This window comes from Ralstonia mojiangensis (assembly GCF_023955645.1).
Classification (GTDB): domain Bacteria; phylum Pseudomonadota; class Gammaproteobacteria; order Burkholderiales; family Burkholderiaceae; genus Ralstonia; species Ralstonia mojiangensis.
The window spans coordinates 296,661-318,453 of record NZ_JAMXHU010000003.1 but is presented as its reverse complement, the minus strand read 5'-3'; the positions used below and the strand labels follow the sequence as shown (position 1 = coordinate 318,453).

Sequence of the window (21,793 nt, the reverse complement as noted above, 5' to 3'; positions counted from 1 at the left end):
GACTGGGATTGGTGGTTTTGGGTTGCAAGTCATGAGCGATGTGGTGAATCTTCTCGATTTCGACGCACAGGGTCTTCTCGCGTACTGCGAGAGCCTGGGTGAGAAGTCGTTTCGCGCCAAGCAGTTGCAGCGCTGGATTCACCAGTCGGGCGCGTCCGACTTTGGCGAGATGACCGATCTCGCCAAGTCGCTGCGCGAAAAGCTCGCGACCCGCGCCAACATCCAGGCACCGGCGGTCATTACCGATCACCTCTCGTCGGACGGCACGCGTAAGTGGCTGGTCGACGTGGGGCAGGGCAATGCCGTCGAGACGGTCTACATCCCCGAAGAGACGCGTGGCACGTTGTGCGTATCGTCTCAGGCGGGGTGTGCCGTCAACTGCCGGTTCTGCTCAACCGGCAAGCAGGGTTTCTCCCGCAATCTCAGCACTGGCGAGATCATCGGTCAGCTGTGGATGGCCGAGTTCGCCATGCGCAAGCAGCTCGGTCGCGGCCCCAAGGACGACCGCGTCATCACCAACGTGGTGATGATGGGCATGGGCGAGCCACTGCTGAACTACGACGCCGTGGTGCCGGCGCTGGCTTTGATGCTGGATGACAACGCGTATGGCCTTTCGCGCCGGCGCGTAACGGTATCTACCTCCGGCGTGGTTCCTATGATGGACCGCCTTGCGCGCGATGTGCCCGTGGCGCTTGCTGTGTCGCTGCATGCGTCCAACGATGCGCTGCGCGACGTGCTCGTGCCGCTCAACAAGAAGTACCCGCTGGCCGAACTGATGGCTGCCTGTCGCCGCTATCTTGAATTCGCGCCGCGCGATTTCATCACTTTTGAATACTGCATGCTCGATGGGGTCAACGATACCGTCGAGCACGCCCGTGAACTGCTGCGCGTCGTGGCCGACGTGCCGTGCAAGTTCAATCTGATCCCGTTCAACCCGTTCCCGGAATCAGGGTTGAAGCGCTCGAACAATGAGCAGATCCGCCGCTTCTCACAAGTGTTGCTGGATGCCGGTATTGTCACGACCATCCGCAAGACGCGGGGCGACGATATCGATGCAGCCTGCGGTCAGCTCGCTGGCGAGGTCAAAGACCGTACGCGCTTGGCCGAGCGCGGCAAGTTCGGCAAGATCGTCGAGATCCCCGTGGTCGGGGCCGACTCAACTCACCGCATGGGTACCGCATGAAGCGTTGGTCGACAGCTGTCAGTCTGGTCTTCACGCTGGCAGCCGCCGGGTGCGCATTGTCGCCGCCGGTCCAGACACAGACACGAGAAGTCACGACCGTACCCGATCAAAAGGCCGACGCTGGCCGTCGCGCCGCGATCCGATTGCAACTTGCGACGCAGTATTTGGAAGCCGGCCAGAGTGCGACAGCGTTAGAGGAAATCAAGAACGCCATCGCGATCGATCCGAATGTCCCGAACGCGTATCACATCCGTGCGCTGGCTTATATGAATCTCGGTCAACGCGAACAGGCTGACGAGAGTTTCCGCAGCGCTCTGGCCGCAACACCGCAAGATGGTGACCTGCTGAACAACTACGGCTGGTTCCTGTGCTCGCAAGGAGGCAAGCCAGATCAAGGCATGGCGATGTTGCGCCAGGCCATCGAGGCGCCCGCCGCCGGCAGCCCCGCCAAACCGTGGACGAACCTTGGCGTCTGCCAGATGCGTCAGGGCGATCTGGACGGCGCGGAGAAGAGTCTGACGCGCGCCACCTACATCGACGCAAACAATCTGCTGACCAATCTCACGTTGGCGCAGCTTTACTACAAACGCCGCGAATATGCGCGTGCCATGCCGTTTATCGAACGTGTGAATGGCCGGGGCAATGCGACGGCGGAAAGCCTGTGGCTGGGCGCTCGCATCGCGCGCCGCCTTGGCGACACTTCACAGCAGAACGCATGGAGCGCGCAATTGCAGCGTCGCTTCCCCAATGCGCCCGAAGAGGCGGCATTCGAACGAGGAGCCTGGGATGACTGATCGCGACGTGGCAAGCGCTGCCGACTTCTCTCATGGGACGGTGCCTGCCTCGAATCCGCCTGCAGCCGCGTCGCCGGAGCGCGACGAAGCGCTGCGCGAGATTGCCGAACGCCTGCGCGGCGGCCGTGAGCATCAGCGTCTGACGGTCGACGATCTGGCCACGCGATTGAAAGTGGCGCCGGGCAAGTTGTTGGCGGTGGAATCGGCAGATGTCGGTGCATTGCCCGACATGACGTTTACCAAGGGGCTCATCCGTGCCTATGCACGCGCGTTGCAGGTCAATGTCGATGATCAGCTTGCGCGTTTGAATGCGCGTGCGCCGGTCACCAACATCGGCTTGCGTCCTGAGGGTGGGCTGGGTGAATCGTTCTCCGACAAACCGAGCTTTGCCAAGCGTCGGAGCGGCAGTGGCCGCTGGCTGATCGGCGTGCTCGTTGCGGTGATTGTGGCGGCCGGCGCGCTGGCCGGTATGGACCGTCTCAAGCAGTGGTTTGCCACGCAAACCGCGGCTACGCAAAACGCCGACTCCACCGCGAAGGAAGCACCGGCAGTGGAGCAAGCCGCGCCCGCGCAAGTGGCTCCAGCGGCTGAGCTGGCGCCCGCAGAAACGCCGGCTGCTTCGATGCCGACACCGTTGACGCCTGTTACGCCGGCCGCTCCTGCCTCCGGTGTGGTGACTGCGCCGCTGGCGCCGCCGCCCACGCTGCCGCGTTCGGACAATAGTGCCGCGCCGACGCCCGCTGTAGCCGTTGCGGGTGCCAAACCGGCTGTGATCAACGTCGACGCTCCGGTCGCTACTCTTCCGACAGAAACCGCCAAGCCGGCTGAATCGGGCGGAGGCACGGTCTCGGTACGCTTCTCCGGTTCGTCCTGGTACGAGATCAAGGACAAGACAGGGAAGACGCTCGCCAGTGGCATTTCCAAGGAAGGTGACGCGCGCGATCTGACCGGTACGCCGCCCTTCAAGGTCGTCTTCGGCAATGCGGAAGCCGTTGAGTCGCTGGCCGTGGGCGGTGCCACCGTCGATCTCCAGAAGTACGCCCGCAATCGCGTGGCACGGGCCACGTTGCCCTGAACCGTTTTGTAATGACGTGGCGCCTGCGGGCGGTACGTCTTGTCTGATCATGGAAATTACCACGCCTCTCGATTGCGCTCCAGCCTTGGTGGGCCCATTGCCGCGCCGGAACTCCCGCGCGGCCGAAATCCGCTGGGGCGATCGCGTTGTGCATGTCGGCGGAGACGCGCCGGTCTGTGTGCAATCGATGACGAATACCGATACGTCGGACGCCATCGGTACCGCAATCCAGGTGAAGGAACTTGCGCGTGCAGGCTCTGAGTTGGTGCGCATCACAGTAGATACACCGGCCGCCGCCGCTGCGGTGCCGGCCATCCGCGAGCAGCTCGACCGCATGGGTGTGGATGTGCCGCTGGTGGGGGATTTTCACTACAACGGCCACAAGCTGCTGCAGGACTATCCGGAGTGTGCCCAGGCGTTGTCCAAGTACCGCATCAACCCGGGCAACGTCGGGCAGGGTGCCAAGCGCGACACGCAGTTCGCGCAGATGATCGAGATCGCCTGCCGCTACGACAAGCCAGTGCGTATTGGTGTGAATTGGGGCAGCCTCGATCAGGATCTGCTTGCGCGCATCATGGACGAGAACGCGCAGCGTGTAACGCCGTGGGATGCACGCGCTGTGATGGTCGAGGCGCTGATTACCTCGGCGATCCAGTCCGCGCAAAAGGCCGAAGAGCTGGGCTTGCCAGGCAGCCAGATCATCCTGTCGTGCAAGGTCTCGGCCGTGCAGGATCTGATTGCCGTGTACCGCGAGCTGGCGCGTCGCTGCAATTACGCGCTGCACCTCGGCCTCACCGAGGCCGGCATGGGTAGCAAGGGCATCGTCGCTTCCACGGCGGCGTTGTCGGTGCTGTTGCAGGAAGGCATTGGCGACACGATCCGCATTTCACTCACGCCGGAACCGGGTGCGCCACGCGAGAAGGAAGTCATCGTCGCGCAAGAGATTCTGCAGACCATGGGCCTGCGCAATTTCACGCCCATGGTGATCGCGTGTCCGGGTTGCGGGCGCACGACCAGTACGGTGTTCCAGGAGCTGGCGGCACGCATCCAGTCGTACCTGCGCGAGCAGATGCCGACGTGGAAAATGCAGTACCCCGGTGTCGAAGAGATGAACGTGGCCGTGATGGGCTGCATCGTCAACGGCCCCGGTGAGAGCAAGCACGCCAACATCGGCATTTCGCTGCCAGGCACAGGCGAATCGCCGGCGGCGCCGGTGTTCGTTGACGGCGTGAAGGTGAAAACGCTGCGCGGCGAGCGCATCACAGAAGAATTCCAGACGATCGTCGACGAGTACGTGCGCACGCATTACGGCGCACAGACCCCAGCGACGGTCTAATGCGGCACAGGCTTCGAAGCCCGAAGCCAGAGCAAGAAACGATCGGTCGGCCCCGCATTCAGGTAGATGCGAGAGGCAGGCTTTCAACGTGACATCATGAGCGATACACAAAAACTACGCGTGCAGAAGATCGCCGGCGTCAAAGGCATGAACGATCTGCTGCCCAGTGACGCCCCGCTGTGGGAGCACTTCGATAACGCCGTGCGCAGCATGCTGCGCGCCTATGGCTACCAGCAGATCCGCACGCCGATCGTCGAGCAGACGCAATTGTTTGTGCGTGGCATCGGTGAGGTGACGGACATTGTCGAGAAGGAGATGTACACCTTCACCGACGCATTGAACGGCGAACAGCTGACCATGCGCCCGGAAGGCACCGCTGCCGCCGTGCGCGCCGTGATTGAGCACAACTTGCTGTACGACGGCCCGAAGCGCCTGTGGTACACCGGCCCGATGTTCCGCCACGAGCGTCCGCAGCGCGGTCGCTATCGCCAGTTCCATCAGGTTGGCGTGGAAGCGCTTGGCTTTGCGGGCCCGGACATCGACGCAGAAGTCATCCTGATGTGCCAGCGCCTGTGGGACGATCTCGGCCTGGTCGGCCTGAAGCTGGAGCTGAACTCGCTCGGTCAGGCGGAAGAGCGCGCTGCTCACCGCGCCGATCTCATCAAATATCTGGAAGGCTTCCAAGACATCCTGGATGAGGACGGCAAGCGCCGCCTGTACACCAACCCGCTGCGCGTGCTCGACACGAAAAACCCAGCGCTGCAGGACATGGCCGCAGGTGCCCCCAAGCTGATCGACTACCTGGGCGACGAATCGCGCGCGCACTTTGAAGGTGTGCAGAAGCTGCTCAAGGCGAACAACATTCCGTTCACCATCAACCCGCGTCTGGTGCGCGGCCTGGATTACTACAACCTCACCGTCTTTGAGTGGACGACCGACAAGCTGGGCGCGCAAGGCACCGTGGCCGGCGGCGGCCGCTATGACCCGCTGATCGAGCAGATCGGCGGGAAGCCTGCCCCCGCATGTGGCTGGGCGATGGGCGTGGAGCGCATCATCGAACTGTTGCGCGAGGAAAAGCTCGAGCCCGAAGCGCAAGGCTGTGACGTCTACATCGTTCATCAGGGGGATGAAGCGCAGGTGCAGGCGCTGATCGCGGCAGAGCGACTGCGCGACGCCGGCCTCGACGTCATCCTTCACGCCTCGCCGGAAGGCCGCAACGGCAGCTTCAAGTCGCAGTTCAAGCGTGCTGACGCAAGTGGCGCATCCTATGCGGTTATCATTGGCGACGATGAAGTCACCCAAGGTGTTGCGCAGATCAAGCCGCTGCGTGGCGATCCGACCGCGGATGCCCAGCAAACCGTGCCGTCGGACCAGCTGGTCGACCGCCTGATCGATGCCATGGTGGCCAACAACGACTAACCGCGGCAGTGCGTTCGCCAGCGAACGACCGCGATTCACTTCCAATATTCAAGCTCTGCAAAGCATGGCCTACGATCTCGAAGAACAGGAACAGATAGAGAGTCTCAAGCACTGGTGGCGTGATAACGGCAACGTGATCACGTGGATCGCCATCGTTGTGCTGCTGGCCGTGGCCGGTTGGTTCGGTTGGAAGAACTGGCAGCGCAAGCAGGCGGGCGAAGCGTCCGTGCTGTACGAGCAGGTACAGAAGGCCGTTGATGGCAAGGACGCTGAAAAGATCAAGCGAGCCGCCACTGACATGGAAGACAAGTTTGGCGGCACGGCCTATGCGCAGATGACCGCGTTGGCCACGGCCAAGGCGCTGTACGAAGCCAACGATGCGGCGGGCGCCAAGGCGCAGCTGCAATGGGCGGTCGATCATGCGCGCGACGATGAGTACAAGGCGCTCGCCAAGCTGCGCCTGGCTGGGCTTCTGCTCGACGAGAAAGCCTACGATCAGGGCATCGCGCTAGTCTCCGGCGACGTTGCTCCGGCCTTCGCTGGCTTGTACGCCGATCGTCGCGGCGATCTGCTGGCCGCGCAGAACAAGAACGAAGACGCCCGCGCTGCTTACAAGCTGGCGTTGGAGAAGTTCGGTCCGGCTGATGCTTCGGCTCGCCAGATCGTGCAGTTCAAGCTGGATGCCCTGGGCGGTGCCTAACTGGCGTAACCCGAGCAATTCAACGCATAACAAAAGGATCCCGATTTCATGATTCACGCACTTGAGCAGGGTGGTGTCGCGCGCGGCGTTGCACAGGCGGCACGCGTGGCAGTGCTGGCACTGGCAGCGACGGCTGTCCTCGGCGGTTGCTCGCTGTTCAGCAGCAAGAATAAGCATGAGCCGGCCAAGCTGAAGGACGTTCAGCAGGTGCTGGCCGTGCGCCAGGTGTGGAGCGTGAGCGTCGGCAAGAGCGGCCGCTACGTGATGCAGCCGGCGGTGGCAGGCAACAACGTCTACGTGTCGGCTGCCGGCGGTACCGTGACCGCCCTGGATGGCGCCACCGGTCGCACAGTCTGGCAAGGCAAGGCGGACGTGGACCTCACCTCCGGCCCTGGCAGCGACGGCACGCTGACAGCGGTGGCGGGTGAGAAGGGCGCGGTCATTGCGTTCGACGAAAAGGGCACGCAGAAGTGGAAGATCGCTGTCAACGGTGAAGTCCTGACGGCGCCCATTGTTGGCCAGGGACTGGTCGTCGTCCGCACGACTGATGGCCGCGTCCTCGGTCTGGACCCCAGCAACGGTGAACGCAAGTGGATCTATCAGCGTTCTCCGTCGGCGCTGAACCTGCGCAGCAGCCTGCCGATGATTTTCGCTGGCGATAACATCATCCTCGGTTTTGCCGGTGGCAAGCTGGGCGCACTGTCGGCCAGCAATGGCGCGTTGCGCTGGGAAGCTGCCGTGTCGTATCCGCGGGGGGTATCGGAAATCGAGCGCCTGAACGATGTGACTGGTGCGCCGTCGATCAACGGTTCGCAAGTCTGTGCGGCCAGCTTCCAGGGGCGCGTGGCGTGTTTTGATCTGAGCACGGGCGCTCCGCGCTGGGGGCGTGATTTCTCGTCGCCGACCGGCGTGACGCAAGATGATGACGGGCTGTTTGCCGCTGACGAGAAGTCGGTGGTCTACGGTTTTAACGCCCAAAACGGCACCGATCTCTGGAAGAACGATGCGCTGCTGTGGCGCGACCTCGGTACGCCGCTGGCGTTTGGCCGTGCGGTCATCGTGGGCGATTCCGAAGGTTGGCTGCACTTCCTATCACGTGACGACGGCAAGTTCGTCGCCCGCGTGAAAACCGACAGCAGTGCCATTGGCGCAGCACCCGTAGTGGTTGGCCAGACGCTGGTCGTGCAAACCCGCGGTGGCGGTGTTTACGGCTATCTGCCGAAATAACATTGACCGCCTCGGCCCGGATGGGCTGTGGCGGCACACGCATCACATCGGGGCGGCCTCGCCGCTTTGAACTTGCGCCCGCGTACCCCGCGGGCGTCTTGCATCTGTGTCGTCAGGCATTCAGCCGTGCAGATGCCAACCGCAGTTGCAACACTCAGAATTTGCCGTGGCGCCTTTCGCGTGCGGCACACAAGCATGAAACCAGTCATTGCCCTCGTAGGGCGGCCGAATGTCGGCAAATCGACCCTCTTCAACCGTCTGACGCGCTCGCGTGACGCGTTGGTCGCGGATATCCCTGGCCTGACGCGCGATCGCCACTACGGCGAAGGCCGCGTGGGCGACCGTCCGTTCATTGCCATCGATACGGGCGGCTTCGAACCCGTCGCCAAGGACGGCATCGTTGCGGAGATGGCGAAGCAGACGCGCCAGGCCGTGGTCGAGGCCGATGTCGTGATCTTCATTGTCGATGGTCGTCTGGGCTTGGCGCCGCAGGATCGCGTGATCGCCGACTACCTGCGCAAAACCGGGCGCCGCATCCTCCTGGCCGTCAATAAGGCCGAAGGCATGCGCTATACCGCCGTCGCCAGCGATTTCTATGAGCTTGGTCTGGGCGACCCGGCCGCCATCTCGGCCGCGCACGGCGATGGGGTCAACGACCTTGTGGCCGAGGCGCTGGATCTGGCCTTTGCCGAGCGCCCTGAGCTTGCCGAGGCAGCCGACGCGCACAACCATGGCACCCGTATCGCCATCGTTGGCCGCCCGAACGTAGGCAAGTCGACGCTCGTGAACGCGCTGATCGGCGAAGAGCGTGTGATCGCGTTCGATATGCCGGGCACCACGCGCGATGCCATCTACGTGGATTTCGAGCGTAACGGCAAGCCTTACACGCTCATCGATACGGCCGGCTTGCGCAAGCGTGGCAAGGTGTTCGAGGCGATCGAGAAGTTCTCGGTGGTGAAGACGCTGCAGTCCATTGCAGATGCCAACGTGGTTGTGCTGATCCTCGACGCGCAGCAGGACATTTCAGATCAGGATGCACATATCGCCGGGTTCATCGTCGAATCCGGGCGCGCGCTGGTGATCGGCGTGAACAAGTGGGATGGTCTGACCGGCCATGCCCGCGATCGGATCAAGCACGATATGGAGCGCAAGCTGCAGTTCCTGTCGTTTGCCAACGTGCATTACATCTCGGCCAAGGAGCGCACGGGCATTGGCGCGCTGATGAAGTCCGTGGACGCCGCTTACGCAGCTGCCATGGTCAAGCTGCCGACACCCAAGCTCACGCGCGTGCTGATGGAGGCGGTCGAGTATCAGCAGCCGCGTCGTGCCGGCGTCTCGCGCCCGAAGCTGCGCTACGCGCACCAGGGTGGTTCCAACCCGCCGATCGTGGTGATTCACGGCAACGCGCTGTCGAATATCCCCGAGACCTATCGCCGCTTCCTGGAAGGGCGGTTCCGCGAAGCTTTCCAGCTGAAAGGCACACCGCTTCGGATCGAATTTCGTACGAACAAAAACCCGTACGCTCAATCGAACGATTGAGCATCGCACGGGCGGTGCTCGACAACCGGGGCGTGTGACGCGGGGGCATTCGAACGGGGGATCACCAAAAAGGCCGAGCCATTTCATATGGCGGGGTCATCGGTTTTCCGTTTGCTTTCCCTGATTTCTAAGGCTAAATTCTCGAGACATGGCGCTTGGTGTCTGCAAACCCAGGCGCCATTGGCGTCATTTGGACGCGTCTGGCCGACTCTTTTGACGAACTTTTTTTGCGTCGCCTGCTTGAACCCGGGCTTCCTAGCCCCATAACCCATCACTAAACCTATAAATCTGGAGTGTGCCATGAGCAACAAAGGGCAATTGCTACAAGACCCGTTTCTGAATGCGCTGCGTAAGGAGCATGTGCCGGTGTCGATCTACCTCGTCAACGGTATCAAGCTGCAAGGCAACATCGAATCGTTCGACCAATACGTCGTGCTCCTGCGTAACACCGTGACGCAGATGGTGTACAAGCATGCGATCTCCACCGTGGTGCCGGCCCGTGCCGTGAATTTCCGCGTGGACGAAGCGCCTGACGCCTGATTCTGCCTCGCTCCCGCCGCCGTCCGCGCGGCGGGACGCACCCACCCCGTTTCTCCCTTCTCTATTTCCCGTTTGGCATCCCATCCCACCTCCAGCTCGGAGCCGACGCGCGCTATTCTGGTCGCCGTCGATTTTGGCAAACATGATTTCCAGGAAAGTCTGAGTGAACTGGCGCTGTTAGCCTCCACAGCCGGCTCTGAACCTGTGCGCTCGGTTACGGGCAAGCGTTCCCGGCCTGATGCAGCGCTATTCATCGGCGCAGGCAAGGCGGAAGAGGTAAAGATTGCCGCAGACGAAGAGGATGCGGAAATCGTCATCTTCAACCACGCGCTCAGTCCTGCTCAGCAGCGTAACCTCGAGCGTTTTTTCGGGCGCCACGTGGTGGACCGGACCGGCCTCATCCTCGATATTTTCAGCCAGCGCGCCCAAAGCCACGTCGGCAAGGTGCAGGTGGAACTTGCGCGCGTGCGATATCAGGCAGCACGTCTCGTGCGGGCGTGGAGCCATTTGGAGCGCCAGAAGGGCGGCGTGGGCCTGCGCGGCGGCCCGGGCGAGCGTCAGCTCGAACTGGATCGCCGGATGCTGGACGAACGCGCCAAGCGGCTGTCGTCCGAGTTGGACAAACTGCAACGTCAGCATGACACACAGCGCCGTTCGCGCAGCCGCAACGACGCGTTTTCTGTCTCCCTGGTCGGCTATACCAACGCCGGCAAATCGACCCTGTTCAATGCGCTGACCAAGGCACGTGCGTACGCGGCCAACCAGTTGTTCGCCACGCTGGATACGACGTCCCGCCGGCTGTACTTGGAGGGGCTGGGCAATGTGGTGTTGTCGGATACTGTCGGCTTCATCCGCGATTTGCCGACGCAACTGGTGGCGGCTTTCCGCGCCACGCTGGAAGAGACCGTCCACGCCGACGTGCTGCTGCATGTGGTGGATGCCGCCAGCACCGTCAAGCATGAGCAGATGGAGCAGGTCGATCGCGTGCTAGATGAAATCAACGCCAGCGGCATCCCGCAGATTCTTGTGATGAACAAGATCGACGCGGCTGAGGAGTTGCGTGCGGCTGGCCCTCGCATCGAGCGTGACGAAACCGGTGCCGTGCGGCGTGTATTCGTTTCCGCCATCGAAGGTACCGGGCTCGATTTGTTGCGGGAGGCGCTGGTCGAGACGGCAATCCGGCTGCGTGAGCACCCCGCGCCGCATGACGGCGATTTCGATCCGCGCTTCGATACCCGCCGTGATTCGCTGCCGGCGCACCGTGACGAACTGTCGCAAAGCTTGCCGAACAGCGGTTCTTCAGCCAAAGGTGACGAAGAGGGCTGATAGAATGCCCCGTTACTCCTTCGCAGTCAGACAATCAGGACAAGCCCGACCGCTCATGCCCGAGATTTCGACCCAGTCTTCTTCCATGACTTCGCCGCGTCACGCGCGAGGTTTGTGGCACCGCTTGCGTGTGCTGCTTTCGCTGAACGATCCGCGCTGGGGTCGCGGCGATGACAACAACGCCGAGCGCGAAGACAAAGACGAACCGAAACGTCAAAGCAAACCGCCCCAGGATGGCCCCCCGGACCTCGACGAGTTGTGGCGCGACTTCAATCGCCGTCTGAACAACCTGTTCGGTCGCAAGGACAGCGGTAACGGTAACGACGGCCCCACGCCGCTGCGCCCGGGTAACGGCCGAGGTGGTTCGGGGCTAGGCGTCGGCGTGCTGCTGGCGGTGCTCGTCGGCCTGTGGCTGGCCAGTGGCTTCTTCATCGTGCAGGAAGGCCAGACGGGCGTGATCCTGCAGTTCGGCCGCTTCAAGTATCTGGCAACGCCGGGTATCAACTGGCGCCTGCCGTATCCGATCGAATCGCACGAGATCGTGAACCTGTCGGGTGTGCGCACGCTTGAAATCGGTCGGACTACCCAGATCAAGGACACGAACCTGAAAGACTCGTCGATGCTCACGCAAGACGAGAACATCGTCGACGTGCGCTTCTCGGTTCAGTACAACATTGCCAACCCGGTCGATTATCTGTTCTACAACCGTACGGACCGCGGCGGCGATGAAGAATTGGTGACACAGGCGGCCGAGACGTCGGTGCGCGAGATCGTCGGCCGCAACAAGATGGACGCGGTGCTGTACGAAGGTCGCGATGCCGTTGGCCGCAATCTCGCGGAATCGATTCAACGCATCCTGTCGGCTTACAAGACCGGCATCCGCATCCTCAGCGTCAACGTGCAGAGCGTGCAGCCGCCCGAGCAGGTGCAGGCCGCGTTCGATGACGTGACCAAGGCAGGCCAGGATCGCGAGCGTGCCATCTCCGAAGGTCAGGCTTACGCCAATGACGTGGTGCCGCGTGCCAAGGGTACGGCGGCCCGTCTGGGCGAAGAGGCGCAAGGCTACAAGGCGCGTGTCATCGCACGGGCGGAGGGTGATGCGGCCCGCTTTGCCTCGGTGCAACGCGAATATGCGAAGGCGCCGCAGGTTACGCGCGACCGTATCTATCTGGAAACCATGCAGGACATTTACGCCAACTCAACTAAGGTGATGGTCGACCAGAGCAACGGCAGCCTGTTGTATTTGCCGCTGGACAAGCTGATCGCGCAGACGCAGGGCGATACATCTCGTCCGGCTACCGCGCCGGGTGCGTCGCCTCAGGACAGCGGTTCGGCGCAGGGCGTGCCGACTCCCTCCAATCCGTCATCGGCCAATGACGCAGACTCGCGCTCGCGCGAAGCACTGCGCAACCGTGACCGTGATTCGCGCTAACAGGAGGGCACTATGAATCGTCTGATTTCTGCCTTCGTGGCGCTGGTCATTGCCCTGGCGGTGTTTTCGTCGGTGGTGTTCGTGGTGGATCAACGGCAGTACGCCGTGGTGTTCGCCTTTGGTGAGATCAAGCAGGTCATCAAGGAGCCGGGGCTGCACTTCAAGCTTCCGCCGCCGCTGCAGAACGTGGTGTTCATGGATAAGCGCCTGCAGACCATCGATGTGGCCGGCGCTGATCGTTTCATCACGGCGGAGAAGAAGAACCTGCTGGTCGACTGGTTCGTGAAGTGGCGCGTGTCCGATCCGCGTTTGTTCTACGTCAGCTTCAAGGGCGATAACCGCCTCGCGCAGGACAGCATGACGCAGAAGATCAACTCTATCGCCCGCGATGAGTTTGCGCGCCGCACGGTGTCCGATGTGGTATCGACGGACCGTGAAGCTGTGATGCAGAGCATCCTCAAAGGCGTGCAGGAGTATGGTAAGTCCGTCGGCGTAGACATCATCGACGTGCGTCTGAAGCGCGTCGATCTGTTGGCCAGCGTGACGGAATCCGTCTATCGCCGCATGGAGGCCGAGCGCAAGCGCGTGGCCAACGAGCTGCGTTCGACAGGTGCCGCCGAGGGCGAAAAGATCCGTGCCGATGCCGATCGTCAGCGCGAAGTCGTGCTCGCCGATGCTTACCGCGATGCGCAGAAGATCAAGGGTGAAGGCGATGCCCGTGCCGCGGACATTTACGCCGATGCATTCGGCCGCGATCCGCAGTTCGCCGCATTCTGGCGCTCGATGGAAGCGTATCGCGCGTCGTTCCGCGATCGGAAGGACGTGATGGTGCTGCAGCCGAACAGCGATTTCTTCAAATACATGCGCAGCCCGAACGGCGGCAGCTCGACGCCAGCGCCGGCTGCCCAGACGGGGCGCCATCGCTAGTACAATGCGTCGCTGATCATTTGAGGCGGACAAACCCCGGCTTGCCGGGGTTTTGTTCGTTCGCCCACCGCATCCCATGGAAGAGTCACTCCCCACCGTTTTGCTGGCAGCGTGCGCGCTGGTGCTCGTATTCGAGGGCATCCTGCCGTTCGTGGCGCCGCGGGCTTGGCGACGCGCCTTCCAGACCTTGATCGAGCTGCCGGACGAGAAGCTTCGCGTGATTGGTCTGGTGTCGATGGCGATCGGGCTGATCCTTCTGCGGTTGTTGCATCGCTAGCCCACTTCCTGCGTTTTTACGAATTTCTGCCGTACCAAGACTCCCGAGCGAGACCGCCATGCCGACCAATTGGCTGCTACCTGAATCCATTGCTGATGTGCTGCCTTCTGAGGCGCGCAAGATTGAAGAGTTGCGCCGCCGCATGCTCGACCTGTTCCGCACTTACGGCTACGAACTGGTCATGCCCCCGATGCTGGAATACATCGAGTCGCTGCTCTCGGGCACCGGTCACGATCTGGACCTGAAGACGTTCAAGCTGGTCGACCAACTTTCGGGCCGCACCATCGGTCTGCGCGCCGACATCACGCCGCAAGTCGCCCGTATCGATGCGCACTTGCTGAACCGTGCTGGCGTGACGCGCCTGTGCTATGCAGGTTCGGTATTGCATACGCGCCCGAGTGGATTTCACGTCACGCGTGAGCCGCTGCAGATTGGGGCCGAAATCTATGGTCATGCCGGCCTGGAAGCCGATCTGGAAATTCAGGAGCTGATGCTCGCCGCGCTGTCGGCCGCCGGTCTGGCGGATGTACGCCTGGACCTTTGCCACGTTGGGGTGGTGGCGGCGTTGCTAGAGCAATCGCCGATTGCCGTCCGCATTCAGGATGACCTCTTCACGGCGCTCGCCGCCAAGGATGTCCCCGCCTTGCGTGCTATCACGGGCGACCTGCCGCCGACACAGCGCGACGCCATCAACCTGTTGCCGGCACTGTACGGCGGTGTCGATGTGCTGGACCGTGCGCGTAAGCAGTTGCCCGCGCTGCCCGCCATCGGGCGTGCGCTGGACGATTTGGCTACGTTGGCCGAGCGCGCAGGCGGTGCAACCGTCAACATCGATTTGGCCGACCTGCGCGGCTATCACTACCACAGTGGTGTGATGTTCACTGCCTATGTGGCCGGTGTGCCGAATGCTGTGGCGCGTGGCGGCCGGTATGACAAGGTCGGAGAGGCTTTCGGCCGTGCTCGTCCGGCGACCGGTTTTTCGCTGGACCTGCGCGAGGTCGCCGGCATTTCGCCGGTGGAAGCGCGCGCCGCTGCCATCCACGCGCCGTGGTCTGGTGATGCCAAGCTGCGCGAAGCGATTGCCGCGCTGCGCGCCGCGGGCGAAATTGTCATCCAGTCGCTGCCGGGCCACCCGGAAGATCTGGAGGAGTTTGCCTACGACAGGCAACTCGTCGATGAGGGCGGTCGCTGGATCGTCAAGCCCCGCAACGCTTCGGTCTGAGGTTGTTGCATAACGTTGTGTAAATACCCGGTAATTTCAGGGAAGGCCCTGGCAACAAGGGTAGAATACGTTTTTAACCCATCTGCAGATTCAACATGTCCGCACCAGCAGTGAGCCAAGGACGCAATGTCGTCGTCATCGGCACCCAGTGGGGTGACGAAGGTAAAGGGAAAATCGTCGATTGGCTGACCGATCATGCGCAAGGCGTGGTTCGTTTCCAGGGCGGACATAACGCGGGCCATACCCTCATCATCGGCGGCAAGAAGACGATTCTGCGTCTGATCCCGTCGGGCATCATGCGCGATGGCGTCGCGTGCTACATCGGCAACGGTGTCGTGCTCTCGCCTGAGGCGCTGTTCAAAGAAATCGACGAGTTGGAATCGGCCGGCGTGCAGGTGCAGAACCGCCTGCGCATTTCGGAAGCAACCAACCTGATCCTGCCGTACCACGTGGCCATCGACAAGGCGCGCGAAGCCAAGCGCGGCGCGGCCAAGATCGGCACCACCGGTCGCGGTATCGGCCCGGCATACGAAGACAAGGTGGCCCGCCGCGCGCTGCGCGTGCAGGACCTCTTCGACCCGGCTTACTTTGCCGAGCGCCTGCGCGAGAATCTGGACTTCCACAACTTTGTTCTGACGCAGTACCTGAATCACCCGGCGCTCGACTTCCAGCAGACCTTGGACGAGATGCTGTCGTACGCAGGCCGCCTTGCCCCGATGGTGACGGATGTTTCGGCCGAACTGTTTGCCGCCAACGCAGCCGGCAAGAATTTGATGTTCGAAGGCGCGCAGGGCACGCTGCTCGATATTGACCACGGTACTTATCCGTTCGTCACGTCGAGCAACTGCGTGGCAGGCAATGCCGCCGCAGGTGCTGGCGTCGGCCCGGGTCAACTGCATTACATCCTTGGCATCACCAAAGCGTATTGCACGCGCGTGGGCTCGGGCCCGTTCCCGAGCGAGCTGTATGACGCGGACAACCCGGCGCGCCAAGATCCGATCGGCGTGCGCCTGGCCAATGTCGGCAAGGAATTCGGCTCGGTTACGGGTCGGCCGCGCCGCACGGGCTGGTTGGACGCTGCCGCTCTGCGTCGTGCGATCCAGATCAACGGTGTGTCGGGCCTCTGCATGACCAAGCTCGATGTGCTGGATGGCCTGGAAACCCTCAAGCTGTGCGTCGGCTACATGCTTGATGGCAAGGAAATCGACATCTTGCCGCGTGGCTCCGATGCCGTGGCGCGTTGCCAGCCGATCTACGAAGAATTCCCCGGCTGGAACACCTCGACCTTCGGTCTGAAGGAGTGGGATGCGCTGCCCGAGACCGCTCAGGCTTACCTGAAGCGCGTCGAAGAAGTGGCTGGTATTCCGATCGCTATGATCTCGACCGGCCCTGATCGCGACGAGACCATCCTGCTGCGCCACCCCTACAAGGACTGATGCGCTGCTCGTAGATTCGCCCGGTGATTCGCCGGGCGAATTTGCATGGAGCGCCGTTTTTCATAGAACACGATAGCGGCCACTCGCGCCGCATTCACGATACAAAGAGGTACACCATGAACCAGCCGATCAACGACGACTCGCATCTGTGGGTGTCGTGGGATGACTACCACGGCCTGATTGAGCGCTTGGCGCTCGTCGTGCACGAGTCGGGCTGGAAGTTTGACAAGATCCTGTGCTTAGCGCGCGGCGGCTTGCGGGTTGGCGATCAGCTTTCGCGCATCTACGATCTGCCGTTGGCCATCTTGGCGACCAGCAGCTATCGCGAAGCCGCTGGCACGCAGCAGGGCGATCTCGACATCGCGCAATACATCACGATGACCCGCGGCGAGTTGTCGGGCCGCGTGCTGTTGGTGGATGATCTGGTGGATTCGGGCATCACGCTGGAGCGCGTTGGGCGTCACCTGAAAGAGCGCTATCCGGCCGTGACCGACGTGCGTACCGCTGTGCTGTGGCATAAGGGATGCTCGAAGATCAAGCCCGACTATGCTGTTCAGTTCCTCCCGACCAACCCCTGGATCCATCAGCCATTCGAGGAATACGATACGCTGCGCCCGCATAACTTGGCGGCGTGGATCAAGCGCGGCAAGTCACGTTCGGCCGGTAACGGTGAAGTGTCGAGCGTTTAAGACGTTGGTCGATCGCGTCGAGGTGTGAATGGAGTGGCGTGTGCGGCTTGCGTCGTGCGTGCCACTTCGGTAACCTGCTGTCACGGGCTGCAACATTGGCCCGAAACCCGCGTACGGATTGGCTTTGCAGGAATTGGTCAATGCGAGCTGCGCGGTTGATCGAAGCGTGGTGTGTCTTTATGGATGCGCCGGGCTTCGAGCCCACCCAGCGTTTGGGCGGTGAGACCGGAGCCCCGGGCTCGGCCCTGGCGCGATAGCCAAGACACAATGCACGTCGCCCTTCGCGGAATGTCGCATCAGCAACCAAGCAACAGCAATCTGGCCGCGGAAAAGAAAAACGGCGCAACTTGCGTTGCGCCGTTCCTAAACTCTGGTGCCCAGGAGAGGACTCGAACCTCCACGGAGTTACCCGCTAGTACCTGAAACTAGTGCGTCTACCAATTCCGCCACCTGGGCAGGTGTGCGTGTACCGAAGCTGTAATTATTACGGGATCCTGCGATCCTGTCAACACTCTAGAAGAAAAAATTGAATCAACCGACTTATCCGATCCCGAGCCGCGAGGAAATCCTCGGTGTGCTGCGCACGTCGGGGTCTCCGCTGTCTGCCACCGACATTGCCAAGGCGCTGTCGGTCACGCGCAAGGAGCATGACGGCTTTATCAAGCGTCTGACCGCCATGGAGCGGGATGGTCAGATCGAACTCAACCGCAAGGGGCGCTACGAATTGGCGCACCAGCCCAATTTCATCGAAGGCCGCGTGATCGGTCATCGCGACGGCTTCGGCTTCTTCGTGCGCGATGACGGCGAGCCCGATATCTTCCTGCCCGAGCGCGAGATGCAGAAGGCCATGCACGGCGACCGCGCCCTGGTGCGTGCCGTCGGCTACGACCGCCGCGGGCGCTCGGAAGGGCAGATCGTCGAGATCCTGCAACGGGCCAACAAGCGCGTCATCGGCAGGTTGCTGTCGGAAAGCGGCACGCTGGTTGTGGCGCCTGAAGACAAGCGCCTCGGCCGCGACATACTGATCGCGCCGAAGGGGCAGGGCAAGGCAAAGGTCGGCCAGGTGGTAAGCGTTGAGATCCTGGAGTATCCGGACCGCTACGTACAACCGATTGGCCGCGTGGTCGAAGTGCTGGGTGAGATTGACGACCCGGGCATGGAGATCGAGATTGCTGTGCGCAAGTACGGCGTGCCGCACGAGTTTTCCGAGCCGACGCAACGCGAGGCGGAAGCGCTGCCCGACGTGGTCCGCGATGCTGATCTGGCTGGTCGCATCGACTTGCGCGATGTGTCGCTCGTCACCATCGACGGCGAAGACGCACGTGACTTCGATGACGCTGTCTATGCGGAGCCTGTCAAGATCGGCCGCAGCAAGGGCTGGCGTCTGATCGTGGCGATTGCCGACGTGTCGCATTACGTGCGACCGGGCCATCCGTTGGATGCAGATGCCATTGACCGCGCGACTTCGGTCTATTTCCCGCGCCGCGTGATTCCGATGCTGCCGGAGAAGCTCTCCAACGGTTTGTGCTCGTTGAACCCGGAAGTGGACCGCCTGTGCATGGTCTGCGACGCGGTAATCACGGCCAAGGGCGAGATCAAGGCTTATCAGTTTTACCCGGCGGTGATGCATTCGAAGGCGCGCCTGACCTACAACGAGGTCTGGGCGATTCTGTCGAACGTGAAGGGCCCGGAAGCAGCCAAGCGGGCGCCGCTGGTGCCGCATTTGCAAGACCTGTACGAGCTGTATCAGACGCTGCTCAAGGCGCGCCGCGAGCGTGGCGCGATCGACTTCGACACCACCGAGACGTACATCGTCTGCAACGCGCAAGGCAAGATCGAGCAGATCCTGCCGCGCACCCGCAACGACGCACACCGGCTGATCGAGGAGTGCATGCTGACGGCCAACGTCTGCGCGGCCGAGATGCTGGAGAAATACAAGCATCCGGCGCTGTACCGCGTTCACGCTGGCCCGACGGAAGAAAAGCTGCAGGCGCTGCGGGCCTTCCTGAAAACCAGCGGCTTGACGCTGGGCGGCGGCGACAAGCCGCAGGCGGCCGATTACGCCGAACTGATGGAGAAGGTGGCCGCGCGTCCTGACGCACCGATGCTGCAGACCATGCTGCTGCGCTCGATGCAGCAGGCGGTCTACAGCCCGGACAACATCGGCCACTTTGGCCTGGCGTATCCGGCGTATGCGCATTTCACGAGCCCGATCCGCCGCTACCCGGACTTGCTGGTGCATCGCTCCATCAAAGCGATTCTGCACCGCACGCGTTACGTGCCGGCGCTGGCACCAGGCGTGCAGTTGAATAGCGCGCTGTCGCCCAAGGCGCGTCGTCTGCAAGCCGAAGCCGAGAAAGGCGTGCCGGCAGCGGTTGTCAACAAGGCCAAGGCGGAAGCGATCTGGAATGAACTGGGCGTGCACTGTTCGGCCAATGAGCGTCGCGCCGACGAAGCCTCGCGCGACGTCGAAGCCTGGCTCAAGTGCTACTTCATGCGCGACAAGCTCGGCAACGAGTTCTCGGGTACCGTCAGCGCCGTCACCTCGTTCGGCATCTTCGTGCAGCTCGACGAGCTGTACGTGGAAGGCCTCGTACACGTGACCGAGTTGGGCAGCGATTACTTCCAATACGACGAAGCCCGCAACGAACTGCGCGGAGAGCGCACGGGCATCCGCTATCGGCTGACTGATCGCGTGCGCGTGCAGTTGCTGCGCGTGGATCTGGATGCGCGGAAGATGGATTTCCGCCTGATCCAGGAGCCTTCAACCAAGGCGCTGCGCCCGGCCAAGGTGACCGGTGCGCCGGAAGCCGCGGCCGCGCGTCAGCCCGCCGGGGCAACGCCGGTGCCCTCGGTTGGCCGCAAGAAGCCGCGCCAGTTGGCCGCATTGCTGGGCGGGACGGCCAAACCGGAGGAGTCGTTCGACGAGACGCTCGATCGCGTCATCGAAGAGCAGCCGGTGTTCGAGCCGGGTGGCCGTGCACTGCCCCCGGGCCATGCCCACGCCAAGCCAGCGCGCAAGAAGCAGCCGGCGCGCAGCACGAAGCCCAAGGGCGGCGCCAAGACCACCGCGCCGCGCAAGGCAGCAGGCAAGGCCCCGCGCAAGACCAAGGGGCGTTAAAGCGGACGGGGAGCGTGGGCAGACGGGTACAATCGCGCCATGTCTAAATCCAAGCTCCTCATCGGCTTTCATGCCGTTACCGCCCGACTGCGCCACGGCGCCAAGTCGATCGACGAAATCTACTTCGAGGCCAACCGTCGCGACCGCCGCATGCAGGATTTCCTGAAAGCGGCGGAGGCAGCGGGCGTGCGCCTCATTCCTGCTGACGCCGACCGCTTGCGCGGGATTGCCGGCACCGACCGCCATCAGGGCGTCGTTGCCAAGGCAGAGTCGCTTTCGCTGGCGCTCAATCTGGATGAACTGCTCGACGGCATTGAAGGCACACCGCTGCTGCTAGTGCTCGACGGGGTGACCGATCCGCATAATCTAGGCGCGTGCCTGCGCGTGGCCGATGCCGCTGGCGCGCACGCCGTGATTGCGCCGAAGGACCGCAGCGTTGGCATCAACACGACGGTCGCCAAGGTGGCCAGCGGCGCAGCCGAAACCGTCCCGTACATCACCGTGACCAACCTAGCGCGCACGCTGCGTGAGTTGCAGGAGCGCGGTGTATGGGTGATCGGCACGGCTGACGAAGCCGAACAGGATCTCTACCAGGCTGACTTCAAAGGCCCCATCGCCATCGTGATGGGCGCCGAAGGTGAAGGCATGCGCCGTCTCACGCGCGAAACGTGCGACGCGCTGGTCAGCATTCCGATGGCGGGCAGCGTGGAAAGCCTGAACGTATCAGTGGCCAGCGGCGTGTGCCTGTTTGAAGCTGTGCGCCAACGCATAGCGGCACCTGCCAAGAAGTAATGCGCATGGAACCCACGGCCGCATCCGATGTGGCTGCATTGGCGCAGGCCCACGCCTGGGTCGAGGCCGCGCAGCACGTCATGGTGCTGACGGGGGCTGGCGTTTCGGCCGAATCCGGCGTGCCCACGTTTCGTGATGCATTGACCGGCTTGTGGTCTCGCTTCAACCCTGAAGACATGGCTACCGAGGCTGCATACCGCAAGCACCCCCGTATGGTGTGGGACTGGTATCAGGAGCGTCGCGAGCGCGTGCTGCAAGCGCAGCCGAATCCTGCCCATCTTGCGATTGCCGCGCTGGCTAAGCGCAAGGCGGTGACGCTTGTCACGCAGAACGTCGATGGCTTACATCAGCGCGCCGGCAGCGAAGGCGTGATCGAACTGCATGGCAACCTGTTCGCCAACAAGTGGCTGGGCGGCTGCGGCAAATGCGATGTCGCCACGGCCGAGCCGGGCCGGCCGCCGCGTTGTGCGACGTGCGGCGCGATGTTGCGCCCCGGCGTGGTGTGGTTTGGCGAACAACTACCGCTTGTGGCGAACTATCGCGCCGAAGAGGCGGCCAACACGTGTGACGTATGCCTGGTGGTGGGTACGTCCGGCATGGTGTATCCGGCTGCCGGCTTGCCAGGGTTGGCAAAGGACCACGGCGCCAAGGTGATCGTCGTGAATCCGGAGCCGAGCGCGCTGGATGCAACGGCCGATCTGGTGATCCACCAGCCGGCGGGCGTATGCTTGCCCGCCATGCTGGGATAAGGCGCGACG

Annotated in this window: 19 protein-coding genes and 1 tRNA gene; 19 read left to right on the top strand and 1 reads right to left on the bottom strand. The window is 62.7% G+C overall.

What is annotated here, in order from left to right; genetic code table 11:
* Positions 1-31 precede the first annotated feature (31 nt).
* From rlmN to NG898_RS13460, 16 genes are all read left to right on the top strand, one after another.
* Entirely contained in the window at positions 32-1,183 is a 1,152-nt protein-coding gene (gene rlmN, locus NG898_RS13535) for a dual-specificity RNA methyltransferase RlmN (RefSeq protein WP_092971462.1), read from the top strand.
* Positions 1,180-1,977: a type IV pilus biogenesis/stability protein PilW gene (pilW, locus tag NG898_RS13530; RefSeq protein WP_092971461.1), complete on the top strand. Its 798-nt coding sequence runs from the start codon at positions 1,180-1,182 to the stop codon at positions 1,975-1,977. The genes rlmN and pilW overlap by 4 nt, the downstream gene beginning before the upstream one ends.
* Positions 1,970-3,052: a RodZ domain-containing protein gene (locus NG898_RS13525; protein ID WP_252692735.1), complete on the top strand. Its 1,083-nt coding sequence runs from the start codon at positions 1,970-1,972 to the stop codon at positions 3,050-3,052. The genes pilW and NG898_RS13525 overlap by 8 nt, the downstream gene beginning before the upstream one ends.
* 49 nt (positions 3,053-3,101) lie before the next feature.
* Entirely contained in the window at positions 3,102-4,388 is a 1,287-nt protein-coding gene (gene ispG, locus NG898_RS13520; protein WP_252692734.1) for a flavodoxin-dependent (E)-4-hydroxy-3-methylbut-2-enyl-diphosphate synthase, read from the top strand.
* Positions 4,389-4,484: 96 nt separating this feature from the next.
* Positions 4,485-5,807, top strand: coding sequence for a histidine--tRNA ligase (gene hisS, locus NG898_RS13515; protein WP_252692733.1), 1,323 nt, complete (start codon positions 4,485-4,487; stop codon positions 5,805-5,807).
* A 64-nt stretch (positions 5,808-5,871) separates the two neighbouring features.
* On the top strand, positions 5,872-6,507 hold the full coding sequence (locus tag NG898_RS13510) for a YfgM family protein (protein ID WP_147213485.1): 636 nt from the start codon (positions 5,872-5,874) through the stop codon (positions 6,505-6,507).
* A 48-nt stretch (positions 6,508-6,555) separates the two neighbouring features.
* On the top strand, positions 6,556-7,734 hold the full coding sequence (gene bamB / locus NG898_RS13505; RefSeq protein ID WP_252692732.1) for an outer membrane protein assembly factor BamB: 1,179 nt from the start codon (positions 6,556-6,558) through the stop codon (positions 7,732-7,734).
* A gap of 195 nt (positions 7,735-7,929) precedes the next feature.
* Positions 7,930-9,273: a ribosome biogenesis GTPase Der gene (der, locus tag NG898_RS13500; RefSeq protein WP_024975961.1), complete on the top strand. Its 1,344-nt coding sequence runs from the start codon at positions 7,930-7,932 to the stop codon at positions 9,271-9,273.
* A gap of 300 nt (positions 9,274-9,573) precedes the next feature.
* A complete protein-coding gene (gene hfq, locus NG898_RS13495) occupies positions 9,574-9,813 on the top strand; it encodes an RNA chaperone Hfq (RefSeq protein ID WP_004626316.1) in 240 nt (79 codons plus the stop codon).
* Between the two features lie 72 nt (positions 9,814-9,885).
* A complete protein-coding gene (hflX, locus tag NG898_RS13490; protein ID WP_252692731.1) occupies positions 9,886-11,139 on the top strand; it encodes a GTPase HflX in 1,254 nt (417 codons plus the stop codon).
* Between the two features lie 55 nt (positions 11,140-11,194).
* Positions 11,195-12,571, top strand: a complete 1,377-nt coding sequence (gene hflK / locus NG898_RS13485) for an FtsH protease activity modulator HflK (protein ID WP_252692730.1) — start codon at positions 11,195-11,197, stop codon at positions 12,569-12,571.
* A gap of 12 nt (positions 12,572-12,583) precedes the next feature.
* The gene (gene hflC / locus NG898_RS13480; protein ID WP_092971453.1) at positions 12,584-13,498 is read left to right on the top strand and encodes a protease modulator HflC; all 915 of its coding nucleotides are present in this window, start codon (positions 12,584-12,586) and stop codon (positions 13,496-13,498) included.
* 76 nt (positions 13,499-13,574) lie between these two features.
* Positions 13,575-13,775: a DUF2065 domain-containing protein gene (locus NG898_RS13475; protein ID WP_092971452.1), complete on the top strand. Its 201-nt coding sequence runs from the start codon at positions 13,575-13,577 to the stop codon at positions 13,773-13,775.
* Positions 13,776-13,833: 58 nt separating this feature from the next.
* Positions 13,834-14,997 (top strand): ATP phosphoribosyltransferase regulatory subunit, encoded by a 1,164-nt coding sequence (locus tag NG898_RS13470; RefSeq protein ID WP_252692729.1) that lies wholly within the window; start codon positions 13,834-13,836, stop codon positions 14,995-14,997.
* Between the two features lie 95 nt (positions 14,998-15,092).
* Positions 15,093-16,433 carry an adenylosuccinate synthase gene (locus NG898_RS13465; protein WP_232042519.1) on the top strand — a complete coding sequence of 447 codons (1,341 nt, stop codon included), beginning with the start codon at positions 15,093-15,095 and terminating at the stop codon, positions 16,431-16,433.
* A gap of 116 nt (positions 16,434-16,549) precedes the next feature.
* Positions 16,550-17,122 carry a phosphoribosyltransferase gene (locus tag NG898_RS13460; protein ID WP_252692728.1) on the top strand — a complete coding sequence of 191 codons (573 nt, stop codon included), beginning with the start codon at positions 16,550-16,552 and terminating at the stop codon, positions 17,120-17,122.
* A 371-nt stretch (positions 17,123-17,493) separates the two neighbouring features.
* Here the strand turns inward: NG898_RS13460 and NG898_RS13455 are convergent.
* A tRNA-Leu gene (locus NG898_RS13455) sits at positions 17,494-17,578 on the bottom strand.
* Between the two features lie 70 nt (positions 17,579-17,648).
* On the opposite strand from NG898_RS13455, the gene rnr reads away from it, so the two are divergent.
* The 3 genes from rnr to NG898_RS13440 are packed head-to-tail and all read left to right on the top strand — an operon-like array spanning position 17,649 to position 21,784.
* Complete coding sequence (gene rnr / locus NG898_RS13450) at positions 17,649-20,243, top strand: ribonuclease R (protein ID WP_252692727.1); 2,595 nt, start codon at positions 17,649-17,651, stop codon at positions 20,241-20,243.
* Positions 20,244-20,282: 39 nt separating this feature from the next.
* A complete protein-coding gene (gene rlmB, locus NG898_RS13445) occupies positions 20,283-21,035 on the top strand; it encodes a 23S rRNA (guanosine(2251)-2'-O)-methyltransferase RlmB (protein WP_252692726.1) in 753 nt (250 codons plus the stop codon).
* Complete coding sequence (locus NG898_RS13440; RefSeq protein WP_252692725.1) at positions 21,035-21,784, top strand: SIR2 family NAD-dependent protein deacylase; 750 nt, start codon at positions 21,035-21,037, stop codon at positions 21,782-21,784. Before rlmB ends, NG898_RS13440 begins: the two co-directional genes overlap by 1 nt.
* Positions 21,785-21,793: the final 9 nt, after the last annotated feature.

Excerpts from the sequence above, each read along its gene's own strand:
- rlmN (WP_092971462.1), top strand. The coding sequence starts at position 32 with ATGAGCGATGTGGTGAATCTTCTCGATTTCGACGCACAGGGTCTTCTC.
- pilW (WP_092971461.1), top strand. The coding sequence starts at position 1,180 with ATGAAGCGTTGGTCGACAGCTGTCAGTCTGGTCTTCACGCTGGCAGCC.
- NG898_RS13525 (WP_252692735.1), top strand. The coding sequence starts at position 1,970 with ATGACTGATCGCGACGTGGCAAGCGCTGCCGACTTCTCTCATGGGACG.
- ispG (WP_252692734.1), top strand. The coding sequence starts at position 3,102 with ATGGAAATTACCACGCCTCTCGATTGCGCTCCAGCCTTGGTGGGCCCA.
- hisS (WP_252692733.1), top strand. The coding sequence starts at position 4,485 with ATGAGCGATACACAAAAACTACGCGTGCAGAAGATCGCCGGCGTCAAA.
- NG898_RS13510 (WP_147213485.1), top strand. The coding sequence starts at position 5,872 with ATGGCCTACGATCTCGAAGAACAGGAACAGATAGAGAGTCTCAAGCAC.
- bamB (WP_252692732.1), top strand. The coding sequence starts at position 6,556 with ATGATTCACGCACTTGAGCAGGGTGGTGTCGCGCGCGGCGTTGCACAG.
- der (WP_024975961.1), top strand. The coding sequence starts at position 7,930 with ATGAAACCAGTCATTGCCCTCGTAGGGCGGCCGAATGTCGGCAAATCG.
- hfq (WP_004626316.1), top strand. The coding sequence starts at position 9,574 with ATGAGCAACAAAGGGCAATTGCTACAAGACCCGTTTCTGAATGCGCTG.
- hflK (WP_252692730.1), top strand. The coding sequence starts at position 11,195 with ATGCCCGAGATTTCGACCCAGTCTTCTTCCATGACTTCGCCGCGTCAC.
- hflC (WP_092971453.1), top strand. The coding sequence starts at position 12,584 with ATGAATCGTCTGATTTCTGCCTTCGTGGCGCTGGTCATTGCCCTGGCG.
- NG898_RS13475 (WP_092971452.1), top strand. The coding sequence starts at position 13,575 with ATGGAAGAGTCACTCCCCACCGTTTTGCTGGCAGCGTGCGCGCTGGTG.
- NG898_RS13470 (WP_252692729.1), top strand. The coding sequence starts at position 13,834 with ATGCCGACCAATTGGCTGCTACCTGAATCCATTGCTGATGTGCTGCCT.
- NG898_RS13465 (WP_232042519.1), top strand. The coding sequence starts at position 15,093 with ATGTCCGCACCAGCAGTGAGCCAAGGACGCAATGTCGTCGTCATCGGC.
- NG898_RS13460 (WP_252692728.1), top strand. The coding sequence starts at position 16,550 with ATGAACCAGCCGATCAACGACGACTCGCATCTGTGGGTGTCGTGGGAT.
- rlmB (WP_252692726.1), top strand. The coding sequence starts at position 20,283 with ATGTCTAAATCCAAGCTCCTCATCGGCTTTCATGCCGTTACCGCCCGA.
- NG898_RS13440 (WP_252692725.1), top strand. The coding sequence starts at position 21,035 with ATGCGCATGGAACCCACGGCCGCATCCGATGTGGCTGCATTGGCGCAG.